General features: G+C 69.1%; 16 protein-coding genes and 1 pseudogene. 6 read left to right on the forward strand and 11 right to left on the reverse strand.

Translation table 11 applies throughout. From position 1 onward, the window contains the following. The first annotated feature begins 19 nt into the window (after positions 1 to 19). Both GYB83_RS18620 and adhP read left to right on the forward strand, forming a co-directional pair. Positions 20 to 1,003: a hypothetical protein gene (locus GYB83_RS18620; protein ID WP_161896822.1), complete on the forward strand. Its 984-nt coding sequence runs from the start codon at positions 20 to 22 to the stop codon at positions 1,001 to 1,003. 91 nt (positions 1,004 to 1,094) lie between these two features. Next, a complete protein-coding gene (adhP, locus tag GYB83_RS18625) occupies positions 1,095 to 2,126 on the forward strand; it encodes an alcohol dehydrogenase AdhP (RefSeq protein ID WP_186349810.1) in 1,032 nt (343 codons plus the stop codon). 43 nt (positions 2,127 to 2,169) lie between these two features. Here the strand turns inward: adhP and GYB83_RS18630 are convergent, their stop codons facing one another. The 3 genes from GYB83_RS18630 to nadA form a co-directional block, all read right to left on the reverse strand. After that, on the reverse strand, positions 2,170 to 2,427 hold the full coding sequence (locus GYB83_RS18630; RefSeq protein WP_161896824.1) for a hypothetical protein: 258 nt from the start codon (positions 2,425 to 2,427) through the stop codon (positions 2,170 to 2,172). Between the two features lie 103 nt (positions 2,428 to 2,530). Next, entirely contained in the window at positions 2,531 to 3,421 is an 891-nt protein-coding gene (gene nadC / locus GYB83_RS18635) for a carboxylating nicotinate-nucleotide diphosphorylase (RefSeq protein WP_161896825.1), read from the reverse strand. After that, the gene (nadA, locus tag GYB83_RS18640) at positions 3,418 to 4,428 is read right to left on the reverse strand and encodes a quinolinate synthase NadA (protein ID WP_228461765.1); all 1,011 of its coding nucleotides are present in this window, start codon (positions 4,426 to 4,428) and stop codon (positions 3,418 to 3,420) included. The genes nadC and nadA overlap by 4 nt, the downstream gene beginning before the upstream one ends. 256 nt (positions 4,429 to 4,684) lie before the next feature. Here nadA and GYB83_RS18645 point away from each other — a divergent pair, with 256 nt between their 5' ends. Together GYB83_RS18645 and GYB83_RS18650 are read left to right on the forward strand one after the other, a co-directional pair. Then, the gene (locus GYB83_RS18645) at positions 4,685 to 5,500 is read left to right on the forward strand and encodes a DUF817 domain-containing protein (protein WP_161896827.1); all 816 of its coding nucleotides are present in this window, start codon (positions 4,685 to 4,687) and stop codon (positions 5,498 to 5,500) included. 9 nt (positions 5,501 to 5,509) lie between these two features. Next, positions 5,510 to 6,193: an NUDIX hydrolase gene (locus GYB83_RS18650; RefSeq protein ID WP_161896828.1), complete on the forward strand. Its 684-nt coding sequence runs from the start codon at positions 5,510 to 5,512 to the stop codon at positions 6,191 to 6,193. Positions 6,194 to 6,226: 33 nt separating this feature from the next. Here the strand turns inward: GYB83_RS18650 and GYB83_RS23715 are convergent. The 6 genes and pseudogenes from GYB83_RS23715 to GYB83_RS18680 form a co-directional block, all read right to left on the reverse strand. Next, a pseudogene (locus tag GYB83_RS23715) lies at positions 6,227 to 6,790 on the reverse strand (DUF2567 domain-containing protein); the annotation flags it as partial. Then, entirely contained in the window at positions 6,730 to 6,960 is a 231-nt protein-coding gene (bsaP, locus tag GYB83_RS18660) for a biotin synthase auxiliary protein BsaP (protein WP_371865343.1), read from the reverse strand. The gene bsaP and the pseudogene GYB83_RS23715, both read right to left, overlap by 61 nt. A gap of 61 nt (positions 6,961 to 7,021) precedes the next feature. After that, positions 7,022 to 8,059: a biotin synthase BioB gene (gene bioB, locus GYB83_RS18665; RefSeq protein WP_161896830.1), complete on the reverse strand. Its 1,038-nt coding sequence runs from the start codon at positions 8,057 to 8,059 to the stop codon at positions 7,022 to 7,024. Beyond that, on the reverse strand, positions 8,056 to 8,763 hold the full coding sequence (bioD, locus tag GYB83_RS18670) for a dethiobiotin synthase (protein WP_161896831.1): 708 nt from the start codon (positions 8,761 to 8,763) through the stop codon (positions 8,056 to 8,058). The genes bioB and bioD overlap by 4 nt, the downstream gene beginning before the upstream one ends. Then, the gene (locus tag GYB83_RS18675; protein ID WP_161896832.1) at positions 8,760 to 9,896 is read right to left on the reverse strand and encodes an 8-amino-7-oxononanoate synthase; all 1,137 of its coding nucleotides are present in this window, start codon (positions 9,894 to 9,896) and stop codon (positions 8,760 to 8,762) included. Before GYB83_RS18675 ends, bioD begins: the two co-directional genes overlap by 4 nt. After that, positions 9,893 to 11,188 carry an adenosylmethionine--8-amino-7-oxononanoate transaminase gene (locus tag GYB83_RS18680; RefSeq protein WP_161896833.1) on the reverse strand — a complete coding sequence of 432 codons (1,296 nt, stop codon included), beginning with the start codon at positions 11,186 to 11,188 and terminating at the stop codon, positions 9,893 to 9,895. The genes GYB83_RS18675 and GYB83_RS18680 overlap by 4 nt, the downstream gene beginning before the upstream one ends. A 101-nt stretch (positions 11,189 to 11,289) precedes the next feature. Between GYB83_RS18680 and GYB83_RS18685 the strand changes: the two genes are divergently transcribed. Together GYB83_RS18685 and treY are read left to right on the forward strand one after the other, a co-directional pair. Then, a complete protein-coding gene (locus GYB83_RS18685) occupies positions 11,290 to 11,853 on the forward strand; it encodes a TetR family transcriptional regulator (RefSeq protein ID WP_161896834.1) in 564 nt (187 codons plus the stop codon). A gap of 54 nt (positions 11,854 to 11,907) precedes the next feature. Further along, positions 11,908 to 14,205 (forward strand): malto-oligosyltrehalose synthase, encoded by a 2,298-nt coding sequence (gene treY / locus GYB83_RS18690; protein WP_161896835.1) that lies wholly within the window; start codon positions 11,908 to 11,910, stop codon positions 14,203 to 14,205. Between the two features lie 12 nt (positions 14,206 to 14,217). On the opposite strand, the gene GYB83_RS18695 is transcribed toward treY, so the two are convergent. Then, the gene (locus GYB83_RS18695; protein ID WP_161896836.1) at positions 14,218 to 14,973 is read right to left on the reverse strand and encodes a hypothetical protein; all 756 of its coding nucleotides are present in this window, start codon (positions 14,971 to 14,973) and stop codon (positions 14,218 to 14,220) included. 12 nt (positions 14,974 to 14,985) lie between these two features. After that, complete coding sequence (locus GYB83_RS18700; protein WP_161896837.1) at positions 14,986 to 16,146, reverse strand: MCE family protein; 1,161 nt, start codon at positions 16,144 to 16,146, stop codon at positions 14,986 to 14,988. Positions 16,147 to 16,148 lie beyond the last annotated feature (2 nt).

Genomic DNA, 16,148 nt, shown 5'->3' on the forward strand with positions numbered 1-16,148 from the left:
CCAGGCCACACTGTGCTGTATGTCCCACTACGCGATCGCCATCGACATCCGTGACGGCCGCCGCAGCGTGTCGGTATCCCGTGCAGGCCAGTTCATCTATGTTCCTACCCTTGTCCACGGCAAGACCGACCTCCGCTTCACCAACGATATCTTCGAGTCGCTCGACGATCCCCCACAGGGACTCCTCGAATCCCTCCAGTGGGAGAGCGAATGCGGAGCGGCTCTCGTCGACAACGACAATCGAGTGATCCTGTGGGCCCACATCACACTCCTCGCGCCACGGGTGGTGACCCGCCTGATCCACGCGGCGAACCCCGGGTGGTCGGTGTACTGGTGCCCCGAGGGCGTCGACGACATGATCACCTATGCCGGCCTCGAACGGGCCTGGCCCTGTCGACCCGCGATGACCGACAGATCGATCCAGGCCGCCATCGCTCCCGACTTCATCCACGAGACGGTTTCGATCCTCAGCGTCCGTGCGATGGGGACGGTGGTGACCTGGCAGACGACCGTCGAGGTCGACGAACTCTCCCGAGCCTCGGGATCCGTCGTACTTCGAGCCGCGCTCGACATCGCCGACTCGCGACGAGGCCTCCCCCACCCGCACGCATGGGGAATCGGTTGGACGGACGATCCACTCGAAGAACCCGACGAGGACTGGAGCTACCCCGAGTTCGGCATGCTCATCGACGCCGACCGACTGCGTGCCGACTGGTGGACAACCAAAGATCAGACGTCCGTCACCGGCGCGTTCGCACAGAATTGGCCCGACTTCACCGTCGTCCCCCATGGCGATGACGCCTCGTGGCACGAGTCCATCGCGGGCCTTCACGGACTCCACGAACCACTCGCCCAGAACGTTCGCGTCTACCTTGACGACGTCACACGCGACACCGCCGAGGAGCGCGGGCTGGCGTCCGATCACCTCGCCATGCCGGGCTCTGCGTTCCTGTCCGGCCGACACCTGCATCAGCCCGGTGAGAATGACCCCGACCCGTCGTGACCTTCGACCTGACATCGCCGGAAAGCGGTGTCGCAGCGAGTACCAGGTGACAGGCTGGAAACACCACATGCCGTCGAAAAGGACCCCCGCCATGTCCGACAGGACAGCCACCGCCGCCGTCGTCACCGAGTTCGGTGCGCCCCTGAAGATCTCCGACGTCGCCGTCCCCGAGCCGGGCCCTGGTCAACTCCTCGTCAAGCTCCTCACGTCCGGCGTCTGCCACACCGACCTGCACGCGGCGCACGGCGACTGGCCGGTGAAACCGTCGCCCCCGTTCGTTCCCGGCCACGAGGGCTGCGGCGAAGTGGTCGCGGTGGGGCCGGGCGTCGACGACGTCGCGGTCGGCGACATCGTCGGCAACGCTTGGCTGTGGTCGGCGTGCGGGACCTGCGAGTACTGCCGCACCGGATGGGAGACGCTGTGCGAGCAGCAGCAGAACGGCGGGTACTCGGTGAACGGCTCGTTCGGCACGTACATGCTTGTCGACGCCCGATTCGCCGCGCGGATCCCGGCCGGACTCGACCTCGTCGAAGTAGCGCCGATCCTGTGCGCGGGCGTCACCGTGTACAAGGGTCTCAAGGTCGCCGACACGCGGGCAGGCCAATGGATGGTGATCTCCGGTGTCGGCGGACTCGGTCACGTCGCCGTCCAGTACGCGACCGCGATGGGCATGCGCGTCGCGGCCGTCGACGTCGCCGACGACAAGCTCGAGCTCGCCCGGTCCCTCGGCGCGGAGGTGACTGTCAACGCGACGACCACGGACGACGTCGCCGCGGCGATCGTCGAGGCGACGGGCGGAGCGCACGGCGTCCTCGTCACCGCAGTACACCGCGAAGCATTCGGTCAGGCGATCGGCATGGCCCGTCGGGGCGGCACCATCGTGTTCGTGGGTCTGCCGCCCGGGGAGTTCCCCGCACCGATCTTCGACATCGTCCTCAAGGGACTCACGATCCGCGGATCGATCGTCGGCACCCGCCAGGACATGGTCGAGGCCATCGACTTCTACGCGCGCGGACTCGTCAAGCCGACAGTCAGCACCGTTGCGCTCGGTGACATCAACGACGTCTTCGCCCGCATGGAAGCCGGCGGCATCGACGGCCGCATCGTCATCGACTACCGCTGACAACTTCGGCACTCGCGGCCGCGCCTGGCGCGGCGGCGAGTGCCTACGTTGCGGAGTCGCCGCGACGCATCAAGCACACACCGGCGCCTCCGAGCACGGTCGCGACCACGACCCAACCGGCACCGACCGTCAGGCGATGAATCCGCTGCTGCGCGCAGATCGCCGCGCGATCAGTGCCTGAACCCCTTAACTCCGCCTGAAACGCCGGATTCGACGGTGAATCGACCACCGCCGCGCACTTCACACTGCCGGTGGATCCGGGATCCACGATCGAATCGGCGAAGAGGTAGTTCGACGCCACGTACACCGCCATCGCGGCCAGGACCAGTGCAAGGAGTCCGAGCCCATAGGCGCGTGACCGGACCCGACCCGCACCCTCGCGGTGGTCGTACGGATACGCCACGTCACATGTCCAGACCGAAGTCCAGGACGGTGACCGAGTGGGTGAGTGCGCCGACGGCGAGGTAGTCGACGCCCGTCTTCGCGTAGTCCCGGGCCGCGTCCAAGGTGAGACCACCCGACGATTCGAGCTTCGTGTCGGGTGCGCGGCTGTCGCGCCGCTGGACCGCCATCTGCGTGGCCCACGGCTCGAAGTTGTCGAGCAGCACGAGCTGCGGCGACAAGGCGAGCACCTCGTCGAGCTGATCGAGCGAGTCGACCTCGACCTCGACGGGGATGTCCGGCGCGGCGGCGCGGACGGCGTTCAACGCCTCGGTGACGCCGCCCGCGGCGACGACGTGGTTGTCCTTGATGAGCGCGGCGTCGCCGAGTCCCATGCGGTGATTTACACCGCCGCCCGCACGGACCGCGTACTTCTGGAGCGAACGCATGCCGGGGAGGGTCTTGCGCGAGTCGCGGATCTTCGCGCCGGTCCCCGCGACCTCGTCGACCCAGGCGGCGGTCGCCGTCGCGATGCCCGACAGATGGCACAGCAGGTTCAGTGCCGTGCGCTCGGCCGTGAGAAGTGCGCCGGTGGGCGCGGTGACGGCCAGCGCGACGGTCCCCTTCTCCACACGGGCACCGTCGTCGAGCTGCTCGGTGACGGTGTACCTGTCGGCGCCGATCACCTCGTCGAACACGGCGCGGACCACCGGCAGTCCGGCGACGACGCCGGACTGCCGCGACACGATTCTCGCCTCGGCGACCGCGTCGGCGGGGACCGTCGCGAGCGAGGTGATGTCCGGCCCGTACCTCAGGTCCTCGATGAGCGCGGTGCGGATCAGGGCGAGAACATCGTCATCGATGTCCAGGGTCAACGCATCGGACGCCGACTCGTCGCCGATGAACGAGCTCATTCGCCGCCACCCGGGTTGCCGATCTCGATCATCCGCTGCACGGATGCACGCGCGCGCTCCGCGACGTCGGGCGCCACGTGCACCTCGTCCTTGCCCTCGCGCAGGCAGCGCAGGAGCGCCGCCGGGGTGATCATCTTCATGTACGGGCACGCCGCACGGGAGTTGACGGCCTGGAAGTCCACCTCGGGGGCCGCCTTGCGCAGCTGATGGAGCATGCCGACCTCGGTGGCGACGAGCACCTGCTTGGACGCGGTGGCCTTCGCGGCGTCGATCATGCCGCCCGTCGACAGGATCTGGACGCGGTCCGCGGGAACCGTGCCCTCGCCTGCGAGGTACAGGGCCGACGTCGCGCAACCGCATTCCGGGTGGATGAACAAGGCCGCGTCGGGGTGCGAGTCGACCTGGTCGGTGAGCTCGTCGCCGTTGATGCCCGCGTGGACATGGCACTCGCCCGCCCAGATGTGGATGTTGTCGCGGCCGGTCTCACGCTTGACGTGCGCGCCGAGGAACTGATCCGGGAGGAACAGCACCTCGCGGTCGGGATCGATCGACGCGACGACGTCGACCGCGTTGGACGACGTGCAGCAGATGTCGGTGAGCCCCTTCACCTCGGCGGTCGTGTTCACATACGACACGACGAGTGCGTCGGGGTAGTCGGCCTTCCACGCGCGCAGGTCGTCTGCGGTGATCGAATCCGCCAGCGAGCACCCCGCCCGCTCATCCGGGATGAGAACGCGCTTGCGCGGGCTCAGGATCTTCGCGGTCTCCGCCATGAAGTGCACGCCGCAGAAGATGATCTCGTCGGCGTCGACCTCCGCCGCGATCCGCGAGAGTGCGAGCGAGTCGCCGACGTGGTCGGCGATGTCCTGGATCGCGGGCAGCTGATAGTTGTGGGCGAGGATCGTCGCGTTGCGTTCCGACGCGAGCCGCTTGACCTCCTCGGCCCACGCGGCGTCGGGCTCGACTCCCCCGTATGCGGCGGGGATGCCGTGCCGCGGGTCGGGCATGCCGAGATCGGTCTCGGTCCGGGTGATGACAGTTCCTGAGGTCATGACGACTCCATCTCATGCGTCTCCGGGCGGCGGGCTGAGCCCCCGGAACAGGTTTCCGACTGACGATCGATAACCTTGCTCGTCATGGTAACACCCGTCACGTACACCGGCTCCACGGCCGAACTCCGGGCGTCCGTCGGATGACCGATTCGCTCCCGGTGTCCTCTATCGTCGCGGGTAGGGGCTGACGACGACACGAGGAGAGGTGTGCATGGGGGTGCAGTCGGCGATCACCCCATTCGCCGCGCAGATGCTGCGCTTCACCTGGATTCAAGTGCAGTGCTGCTATTTCGCTGTCGCAGTCGTCGCGGGCATCGCACTGTCGACGCTCCTGCGCGGATACTGGGACGCTCCGATCGGCAGGTACGACGCCCTCTTCGTCTATGTCGTGGCCCTCCAGATCGTCTTCGTCGCGACGGGACTGGAGACGCGGCGCGAGCTCGTCGTGATCTGCATGTTCCACATCGTCGGGCTCGCCCTCGAATGCTTCAAGGTGGCGGCCGGATCGTGGACGTACCCCGAACCGGGCGTGTTGGTGGTCGCGGGTGTCCCCCTGTACGCCGGATTCATGTATGCGGCCGTCGGCTCGTACATCTGTCAGGCGTTCCGTCGGTTCGACCTCACCGTGACGCGGTACCGGATATCGGTGGTGGGCACACTGGCGGTCCTCGCGTATGCGAATTTCTACACACATCATTGGATCCCAGACCTGCGAGTGCTGATCCTGGCCGCGTTCGCCGTCGCCACGGCCCGGATGAAGGTGTGGTTCACCGTCGGCGGACACCGGTACTGGATGCCGCTCCCGGTCTCCTTCGTGCTGATCGGCTTCTTCCTGTGGGTCGCGGAGAACATCGCGACGTACTTCGGAGCGTGGGAGTATCCCGACCAGGAGGGTGTGTGGCGGATGGTCCACCTGGGCAAGTTCAGTTCGTGGATTCTGCTCGTCAGCCTGAGCTTCGTCCTGGTCTCGGCGTTGATGACGCATCGGACCTCCCGCGACGACGTCGTCGCCGTGCACGCGCAATAGACTGCTCGCATGCCGAGCTCCGTGGACGTCGAGGTCCTGACCGCCGTGTTCCAGGTGCGGGAGTGCGCCGAGAGCGGTCACACCCTGCACGTGCTGTTGAGTCGGCCGTCGCCCGACGAGGCGTGGCGGCTGCCCGGCGGACGCATCGGCGACACGGACACGCTTCCGAGGTCGGCGCAACGTCACCTGAGCGAGCAGGCCGGGCTTACGAGGGTCGCGCACCTTGAGCAGTTGTCGATGCTGTCCGAGCCCGACCGCGTTCCCCGGACGAGGACGATCGCGTCGACGTTCCTCGGCCTCGTGCCGCGGGACATCCCGGCCGACCCGGCCACCGAGTCCGCGGCGTGGTTCGACGTCGACGCGCCGCCCCCGCTCGCCTACGACCACGGCGACATCGTCGATCTCGCTCGTCAGCGACTCGCGGGCAAGCTGTCGTACACCAACATCGCGTTCGCGCTGGCGCCGGGGACGTTCTCGATGTCAGAGCTTGCCGAGATCTACGGAGCCGCCCTCGGCTACCCCGTCGACGCGACCAACCTGCTGAGGATCCTGTCGCGGCGCGGCGTCGTCGTCGCCACCGGGACCGTCGGCCGAACGGGCCGCACCGGTGGCAGGCCACCCAGCCTCTACGCCTTCGCCGACAACCGGCTGCGGGTGACCGACGAGTTCGCCACCCTCCGTCCCCCGCTCTGACCCGGGGCGCAGACCGGGGCTCTTCGCCGTCAGGACGCACACCAGGTAGACGATCACCGCCGCTGTCGGTGCGCAGATCAGCAGCAGCCACGACGGTGTCGACGCCGAGGAGAACCAGAGTCGGGAGATCGTCTCGTAGTGCCCCGGAGTCGACTCGTCGAACATCGGCCGCGTCGCCCTCGCGATCCGGCCTGCGAGGTCCATCGACAGTCCGGACGCGACGATCGACGTGCCGGTGGTGAGCAGCAGTCCGGGGACCCCGCGCATCTGCGGCAGACCGAACCAGCCCGCCAGCCCGAGGACCACGCCGAGTCCGAACGAGAGCAGCGCGAACACCGCGACACCGCCGAACAGGTTCCGCGACGCGGACTCGTCGGCGAACCCGACGTCGCCGTTCGTGAGCACGACGACCGGGATGTGCGGCGCGAGCCACGCCCACAACCCGCCCACCAGCACCGACAGTGCGAGGACGACGACGGCGAACAACACCGGGGTGCGGTAGCCCGCCGTCGCGGGGCGAGCGGGCGCGGCGAGGGTCATCGGCGACCGAGCTCCGCCGAGTCGACCGATCCGTGCCGCGAGCAGCGTGCGTCCCATCCGTCGGGTCGGACCTGCACGATCATCCGACGGCCGCACTGCCCGCAGTAGCGCGGCGGCTCGAGGCCCATGCGCGCGGAGGCAGGCACCGCGTCGTCTGCCTGCAGCTCCAACTCGACTCCGGTGAAGATCCCGAACTTGAGCGGCTCGGCGAGCGGTGTCGGAACCATCGTCATGATCTCCCCTATCGGCGGACGTGTCCCCACGACGCTACACGTCGCCTCCGACGGGTCAGATCGTGTCATTGAGCGCCTTGATGGGCATCGACAGATCGGACAGGAGGTCAAGGTCGCTCTCGGCCGGGCGGCCGAGGGTCGTGAGGTAGTTGCCGACGATGACGGCGTTGATGCCGCCGAGGATGCCCTGCTGCGCTCCGAGGTCGCCGAGGGTGATCTCGCGACCGCCCGCGAACCGCAGGATGGTGCGCGGGAGCGCTAGTCGGAACGCGGCGACGGCGGCGAGCGCCTCGGACGCGGGCAGCACGTCGAGGTCGCCGAACGGGGTTCCGGGCCGCGGATTGAGGAAGTTCAGCGGAACCTCGTCGGGCTCAAGCGACGCGAGGTCGGCCGCGAACTCGGCGCGCTGCTCGAGCGTCTCGCCCATGCCGAGGATGCCGCCGCAGCACACCTCCATGCCCGCGTCGCGGACCATGCGCAGGGTTCCCCACCGCTCCTCCCACGTGTGGGTGGTGACGACGTTCGGGAAGTGGCTGCGCGCCGTCTCCAGGTTGTGGTTGTAGCGGTGGACGCCCATCGCGGCGAGCTCGTCGACCTGCTCCTGGGTGAGCATGCCGAGGCTGCACGCGATCTGGATGTCGACTTCGTTGCGGATCGCCTCGATGCCCGCCGCCACCTGTGTCATCAGTCGCTTGTCCGGGCCGCGGACGGCCGCGACGATGCAGAACTCGGTGGCTCCGGTCTTCGCGGTCTGCTTGGCGGCCTCGACGAGCGACGGGATGTCGATCCACGCGCTGCGGACGGGCGACGCGAACAGACCCGACTGGCTGCAGAAATGGCAGTCCTCGGGGCAGCCGCCGGTCTTGAGGGAGATGATGCCCTCGACCTCGACCTCGGGTCCGCACCAGCGCATGCGCACGTCGTGAGCGAGCGCGAGGAGTTCGGTGAGACGGTCCTCGGGCAGCTGCAGCACGCGCAGGACCTGGTCTCGGTCGAGGCCGACTCCCTCGGCGAGCACCTGCTCGCGGGCGACCGCGAGGATGTCGTCGGTGGCGGGATCGGGCCGGTCGGTCTGGGTCTGCGTGGTCGTCACTTGTGGGCTCCTGGCTGTGCGATCGGGTTGACGATGGGGCTGTGCACCCAGGCGGGTGCGGAGTTCTGGAAGTCTGCGGGCGCGAGCGACCCGGAGCCCGCGGGAAGCACCGCGACGATCGGCACACCCGTGAGTCGGTGCAGGTCGTCGCGATTGCAAGTCATCGCGAGGTCGGGTGCTGCGGGCCATGAACCGAGGATCAGGCCGTCGACGTCGAGGCCCGCTCGGCGGATCTCCCGGACCGTGAGTTCGGTGTGATTGAGGGTGCCGAGGCCAGGATCGGTGACGACGAGCAGGCGCGCGTCGAGGTCGCGGGCGAGGTCGAGGAGCGTGAGATCGGGCGCGAACCGGACGAGGACGCCGCCCGCTCCTTCAACGATCACCAGATCGCACTCGGCGGCCAGATCGGTGACGGCCGCTCGCACGTCGTCGATCGTCACGAACGGCAGTCCACCGCGGCGCGCCGCGGTCTCGGGTGCGAGCGGCTCGCGATAGCGGGCCGCCTCACGCGTCGGGACGTCGCCGGCCAGTGCGGTGACGACGGCGAGGTCGCCGGGCTCACCCGGCGCGACCCCGGTCTGCGCGGGCTTGCAGACGCCGACACGCAGTCCGTTCGCCTTCGCGGCCGCGGTCAGCGCGGCGACGGCGATCGTCTTCCCGACATCCGTCCCGGTGCCGGTGACGACGACGATGCGGGCGGTCACGCCGCACCGATCCTGGCGCCCGCGAGTGCGTCGCGCACCACGGCCGCGACGGTGTCGATCGTCGCGTCGTCGATGTCGGCTCGCATCGTCAACCGGAGTCGCGACGTGCCGTCGGGCACCGACGGCGGCCGGAAGCAGCCGACGAGCACGCCCCGGTCGCGACACTCCTGAGCCGCCGCGACGGCCGCGACCGGATCGCCGACGATCAGCGACACCACCGCGGAGTCCGGTTCGTCGGCCCCGATCGCGGCCGCGACGCGTCTGGCGTTGGCGAGCAGTCGATCGGGCAGGCCCGGATCGGCGACGAGCACCCGGAGCGCCGCATGTGCGGCCCCGACCGCCGCGGGGTTCACGCCCGTGTCGAAGATGAACGTCCGCGCGTGATCGATGAGGTGCGCGCGCAGCAGCGTCGAACCGGCGACGAGACCGCCCTGCGCTCCGAGCGACTTGGAACACACGCCGGTCACCACCAGGTCCGGCGCTCCGGACAGTCCGCACTCGGCGACCAGTCCCCGACCGCCGGGTCCCCGCACGCCGATCGCATGCGCCTCGTCGACGAGCAGCGTCGCACCGGTGGCCCGCGTCGCGGCGTACAACTCGCGCAGCGGTGCGAGCCTGCCGTCGATGCTGTACACTGAATCGGTGACGACGAGCGCCCGTTCTTCGTTCCGTTCGGCGAGCGCTCGGCGCACCGCCTCGTGGTCACCGCGATCGACGACGACCACGCGCGCCCGCGACAGTCGGCACCCGTCGATCAACGACGCGTGCGCGCCGGTGTCACTGACGATGAGATCGCCGCGTCCCGCGAGAGCGGTCACGGCGCCGACGTTCGCCAGGTACCCGGACGAGAACATCAACGCCGCGTCGGTTCCGAGGAATCGCGCGACGTCGTCCTCGAAGTCGATGTGCGCCTGCACGGTCCCGACGACCAGCCGCGACGACGTCGAGCCCGTCCCCCACTCGTCGATCGCGGCGTGCGCGCCCGCGATCACGTCCGGATGGGTCGAGAGGCCGAGGTAGTCGTTCGATGCGAGGTTCACCTCGGTCGCGCCCGACCGCCTGGCGATCGGCGCGCGGTGCAGCCCGGCGGCGGCGGTGCGGTCGGCGACATCGGAGAGCCATGCGGCGGTCATGCGGGAAGGTCCTCTCGAACGAGAGCGCAGGCGTGCACGGCGGCGGCGACGCCGTCGGTGAGCGTCTGGAGCTGGGCGTCGCCGGTGATGAACGGCGGCATCGTGTAGATCAGGTTCCGGAACGGCCGCAGCCAGACGCCCGCGTCGAGCGCGGCGTCGGTGGCCGCGACCATGTCGACCGGCCGGTCCAGTTCGACCACGCCGATCGCCCCGAGCGTGCGGACGTCCACGACGCCGTCGACGCCGCGGAGTCCGGCGAGACCGGCCGTCAACCGGTCCTGGATCTGCGGGATCCGGGTGCGCCAGCCGGAGTCGGCGAGCACCTCGAGCGATGCGCAGGCGACCGCGCACGCCAGCGGATTCGCCATGAACGTCGGCCCGTGGGCGAGACCGCCCGCTTCCCCACGACTGATCACGTCGGCGATTTCGTCGGTGGTGAGCGTCGCGGCGAGGGTCATGTATCCACCGGTCAACGCCTTGCCGACACACATGATGTCGGGTGTCACGCCCGCGTGGTCGACCGCGAACAGCTCGCCCGTGCGGCCGAACCCGGTGGCGATCTCGTCGCAGATGAGCAGGACGTCGTGGACGTCGCACAGTTCTCGGAGGGCCGCGACGAGCCGCGGGTCGTGGAAGCGCATGCCGCCGGCCCCCTGCACCACCGGCTCGATGATGACGGCGGCGACCGACTCGCGATGCGCGTCGAGGGCGCGGTCGAGGGCGGCGACGTACGCGGAGTCGTACCGGACGGGCGGCGCGGGCACGAAGATCTGCTCGGCGAGTACGCCACGCCACATCGCGTGCATGCCGCCGTCCGGGTCGCAGACGCTCATCGGCGCGAACGTGTCGCCGTGATAGCCGCCGCGCCAGGTGAGGATCTTGGTGCGGCCGGGCAGTCGCCGCCCGCGCTGGTACTGGATCGCCATCTTGACGGCGACCTCGACCGACACAGATCCGGAGTCGGCGAAGAACACCTTCCGCAGCGCGTCCGGCGTCATCCGGACGAGACGCTCGGCGAGCCGCGCCGCCGGTTCGTGCGTCAGGCCGCCGAACATGACGTGCGACATGCGCCCCAGCTGGTCGGCTGCGGCCGTGTCGAGCACCGGGTGGCGGTAGCCGTGAATCGCGGCCCACCACGAGCTCATCCCGTCGATCGCTTCGGACCCGTCAGCGAACCGGAGGTGGACGCCGGACGCGGAGTCGACGATGCGGGGTCGCGTGGTCGACGGGAAACCGCCGTACGGGTGCCACACGTGATCGGCGTCGATCCGAGCGATCGTGTCGGGGCGCACGTCGCCTCCTCTCTTGTCGATCCGGCCACACGGGGACCCGCTGGTCCTGAACACCGTACAGGACTTCCTGTACGTCGTACAGGGCCGCTATTGTTGCTCTCGTGAGCAACACCCGGGCCGACGTCCTCGCCGCAGCGCGCGCCATTCTCGCCGAGCACAGCCTCGCCGACCTGACGATGCGCCGCCTCGCGACCGACCTCGGGGTGCGCCCCAACGCGTTGTACTGGCACTTCCCCAACAAGCAGTCGATGTTGGCCGCACTCGCCGACGACATCCTCTCGACCGTGGCGGCCCCGGCCGCGGGCGATCTCCCCGACCGGATCCGGGCGGTCGCGATCGCCATGCGACAGGCGCTCCTGTCGGTCCCCGACAGCGCCGAGATCGTGTCGTCCGCATGGGCGTCCGGACTGGCCGCCCGCGACACGGTGAACGTCGTCGTCGACGTCGCCGCCCGCGGCGGACTCGGGCCGGAAACGTCGGCCGGAGTGGCGACCGCGGTGTGTCAGCTGACCATCGGGCTCACCATCGAAGAACAGACCCGCACCCAGATGGAACGCCTCGGCGTCATCGAACCGTCCGGACGCGACTTCGACGCCGAGTTCGCGTCCGGCTTGTCGGTGATCGTCGCGGGAGCCGCCGCCGGAGCGAACCCGCCGCCCGACTGAACTGCCCGACGCCATCGTCGGGAGAACGGCCGCTCGGACCGGTAACATCGGCCCGTGGAACCGGTAGCGACATATCGCGTGCAGCTGACGCCCGATTTCGCGTTCGCCGAGGTCGTCGGCATTCTCGACCATCTCGTCGATCTCGGCGTCAGCCACCTCTACCTGTCGCCGATCCTCGAAGCGATGCCCGGTTCCACCCACGGCTACGACTGGAGTCCGCCGTGCCGCGTGTCGACCGGACTCGGCGGACTCGACGGCTACCGGCTGCTGCGTGCGCACGCCAGGGCCGTCGGCATCGGGATCATCCTCGACATCGTGCCCAATCACGTCGGAGTGGCCGACGCCCGCCACAACCCGTGGTGGGCCGATGTCCTCCGCAACGGCGCCGACTCCGCCTACGCCCACTACTTCGACCTCGATCTCCATTTCGGCGACGGCGCGCTGTGCCTGCCGTGGCTCGACGCCGACGGTGACCTGTCGTCGCTGCGGCTCGACGACGACGGCAACCTCGTCCTGCACGAGCGGGTGCTGTCCACCGCGGAGGGAACCTCGCACGCAGGCGACGACCCGGCCGTCGTCCTCGGCCGCCAGCGGTACCGACTCGTCCCGTTCACCAGCATGCAGATCGGCTATCGGCGGTTCCTCGCGGTGAATGATCTCGCCGCACTCCGCCAGGAGGCCGACGACGTCTTCGACGCGACGCACGCCTGGCTCGCCGACCTCGTCGCCGACGACCTCGTCGACGGCGTTCGCGTGGACCACCTGGACGGACTGACCGATCCCATCGGCTACTGCCGCAGGCTCAGGGCGGTGATCGGCGAGCGTCTCCTGTACGTCGAGAAGGGCCTCTCGGTCGGCGAACGACTCGACCCCGCGCTCGTCGTCGACGGCACCACCGGCTACGACGCCCTTCGCGTCATCGAAGGCGCCTACACCGCGGCGTCCGGAACCATCGAGCTGTCCGAGACGTATCAGCGGATCACCGGCGTCAGCGGCGACGGAGACGAACTGACCGCGCGGGCGAACGACCTGCGGCACGTGACGCTCATCGATCTGTTCTCCGACCGCGTCCGGCGCACCACCGAGCTCTTCGCGGCCGCCGCACCGGACGTTCCCGTCCACAACCTGCAGCAGGCCGTGACGACCTTCATCTGCGACGACAGGCTCGCCAGACCCGACTATCCGGCACTCGTCGACGACGTCGTCGCCGCCATCGGCCGGCTGCGTGCGGACAACCCGTCGATGTCCGGCGCGTTGGACGTCGTGGCCGACGCCTTCGTCCACCGCGACCGAGCGCCGGAGGCGATCGCACGGCTGAGCGAGGCCATCGTCGCCGTGACGGCCAAGGCCTTCGAGGACATCGGGTATCACCGCACGAGTCGGCTCGTGTCGACGAACGAACTCGGCTGCACGCCTGCCGTGCCGTCGGTGAACCGGACCGAGTTCCACACGATGTTCGCCGACCGCGACGCGCACTGGCCGCGGTCCCTCAACGCCCTGTCGACGCACGACACCAAACGGAGCGAGGACGTCCGCGCACGCATCGCGGTGATCGCGCAGACCCCGCAGCGGTGGTCGGTGCTCGTCCTGACCCTGTGGGGCGTGGTGCCGCCGCCCGACGACCGGACCGCGTACTTCCTGCTGCAGAACGTGATCGGCGTCTGGCCGCAGGGGTCGGCGCCCGACGACGAACTGCGGGAACGACTCGCGGGGTACGCGCGCAAGGTGATGCGCGAAGCGGGACGGATCTCGTCGTGGTCCACGGTCGACGAGGCCGCCGAGTCGTCGATCATCGACTGGCTCGAGACCCTCTACGTCGGCCTGCCCGCCGACCTCATCGGAGCGTTCGTCGACGTGATCGCCGATGCCGGCCACGACGAGGCGATCGCCCGCAAGGTCCTGTCGCTCACCCTGCCGGGCGTCGGCGACCTCTACCAGGGCACCCAGTGGTGGACCGACTCCCTGACCGACCCGGACAATCGCCGACCGGTCCGGTACACCCAGCCGACCGACCATCCGAAGCTCGACGCCGTCCGCACCGCCCTCGCCGTCCGACGCCGCTCACCCGAGGCGTTCGGCTCCCGCGGCGGCTACACCGACATCCGCACCAAGGGCGCCAACTCGACGCACGTCATCGCGTTCTCGCGAGACGTCGACGGCGAGGCGAGGGCGGTCGTCGTGGCGGTGCGTCTGGCGCACACCTTCCGCACACACGCTGCCCGCGAAGACGCCGTGGTGCCGCTCCCGCCCGGTCTGTGGCGCGACGCCGTCACCGGCCGCGATCACGAGGGCCGCGTGACGTCGGCGGAGATCCTCGGGGACGCGCCCTACGCGCTCCTCGAACTGCTCTAGTGGCCCGACCGCTCAGCCCGCGGGCTGGGTGGACGGAGCCGGAGCCGGTGTCGTCGTCTGGTCGGGGGTCGACGCGGTCGGCATGCCGGGGACGATGTCGAAGTTGGAAACCAGCCAGTCGCCGTCGACGTTGTCGACGGTCAGCTGGACCAGCGCCAGGTTGGTTCCGCCGGTCGGGGCCGTGGCGCTCGTGCCCTTGAGCTCCACCGCGATCACCACGACCGCCTGGTCACTGTCGAACGACTTCACCGACGCCGACGTCACGGTCGACGTGAAGTTCGCGACCTTCGTCTCCTGCGCGAACTTGACGGCGTCCTGCGAGTCCTTCTCGACCCGGTCGTGGAACGCGCCGGTCGTCAACGGCAGCACGGCGTCCTTCAGAGCGGTCGCCGACTGGTTCTCGCTGAAGAGCACGGTGAAGTACTTCGTCACGAAACTCGACGCCGCCGACTTCGAGTCGTCGAACGCCGCGAGGTCGCGCTTGGCCGTGTACAGCGACCACCCGCCGAAGGCGAGCGCCGCGATGACCGCGACACCGACGAGGCCCGCCGCGATCTTCTTCAACGTCCGCACCGACACGGTCAACTGCTTGTCGGCGGCCGCGGCCTTCTCCTGCGCCTCCGCCTTGGCCCGAGCCTTGGCCGCCACACCCGTCACGGGTACCGTCTCGGCCTCGACTGCCGCCTCGTCGGCCTCCAGCGCGGCCTTGTCAGGGCTCACGGTGTCGACGTCGTCGACTGTGCGGTTCTCAGATGATTCGGAGCTCATGGGTCCTTCGTCTTATCGGTCCAGCGGAACGGTTCTCGCGTTCGGATCGTAGTTCGGCGGCGGACCGGCCGTGTCGTCGCCCTTGGGACGCGGGGCGTTCGCCGCACCGCGCGTCTGGAGCGTCGGATCGTTCGTCACGCAGTACAGGTTCTTCGGGACGGTCAGCTCCAGCACCTTCGTCGGCGGCGTCTGGGCGATCGAGTAGTTGCACGACGGGCGCGGGTAGATGGACGCGAGCACCCACCATGCCCCGTCGTGGAACATCTTCTGCGCCTGGATGCTGCCGTCACGGATCGACGGGAACAGGGTCGCCATCGTCGGCGCACGGAGGGCGCCCTGGCGGGCGATGTCGGTGAACTGTTTGACGATGTCGCTCAGCGGATCGGTGATCGTCGCCAGCGAGCCGGCCAGCGACGAGAACTGCGCAGGCCCCTGGCCGAGGAGTTCACGGAGCTCGCCGTCGGCGGCCGCGGCGGCCGACGCGACGGTGTTGAAGCCGCGGGCCAGTCGTTCCAGGTCGGGTTGGGCGTTCGCCGTCGTCTTGAAGATCGTGCCGAGGTTCTGGATCAGGCGCGTCGTCTCGGGCAACGTCCTGGCGAGGTCGGCGAAGATCACGCCGCCCGATTGGAAGATCGACCGGAGCTGATTGGGACCGCGGTCGTTGAGGGCGATCTCCAACTGCTTGAGCGTCGCCGTCAGCTTCGGCGGGTCGATCTCGCTGACGACGTCGAGCGTCGACTGCAGCATCGAGGCGAACGCGACCGTCACGTGCGTCTGGCCGACGTCGATCGTCGAACCGTCCTCGAGGAACGGGCCGTCGTCGGTGGTCGGGGTGAAGTTCACGTACTGCTCGCCCGCCGCGGACAGGCCGAGCGCCGAGACCTTCGCGTTCTTGTTGATCTTGACGTCGTCGTCGAGCCGCATGGTGACGACGACGTCTTTCGGCGTCACCTGGATCGAACGGACCGAACCGATCTGTGAGCCTCGCAGCATCACCTTGCTCGTGTCCTGCAATCCGCCCGACTGCGGGAAGTGGACAGTCACGTCGTACGTGCCCTGCCAGGGCCGCCAGCTCAGCGAGCCGAAGGCCAGATACGCCAGTCCGAGGAGCATGACCAGGACCAACGACAGGTTGCCGACCATGATCTTGTGTTCACGAAGCCATCCCATCATCG

The sequence above is a fragment of the Gordonia spumicola genome (assembly GCF_009932475.1).
GTDB classification, from domain to species: Bacteria; Actinomycetota; Actinomycetes; order Mycobacteriales; family Mycobacteriaceae; genus Gordonia; species Gordonia spumicola.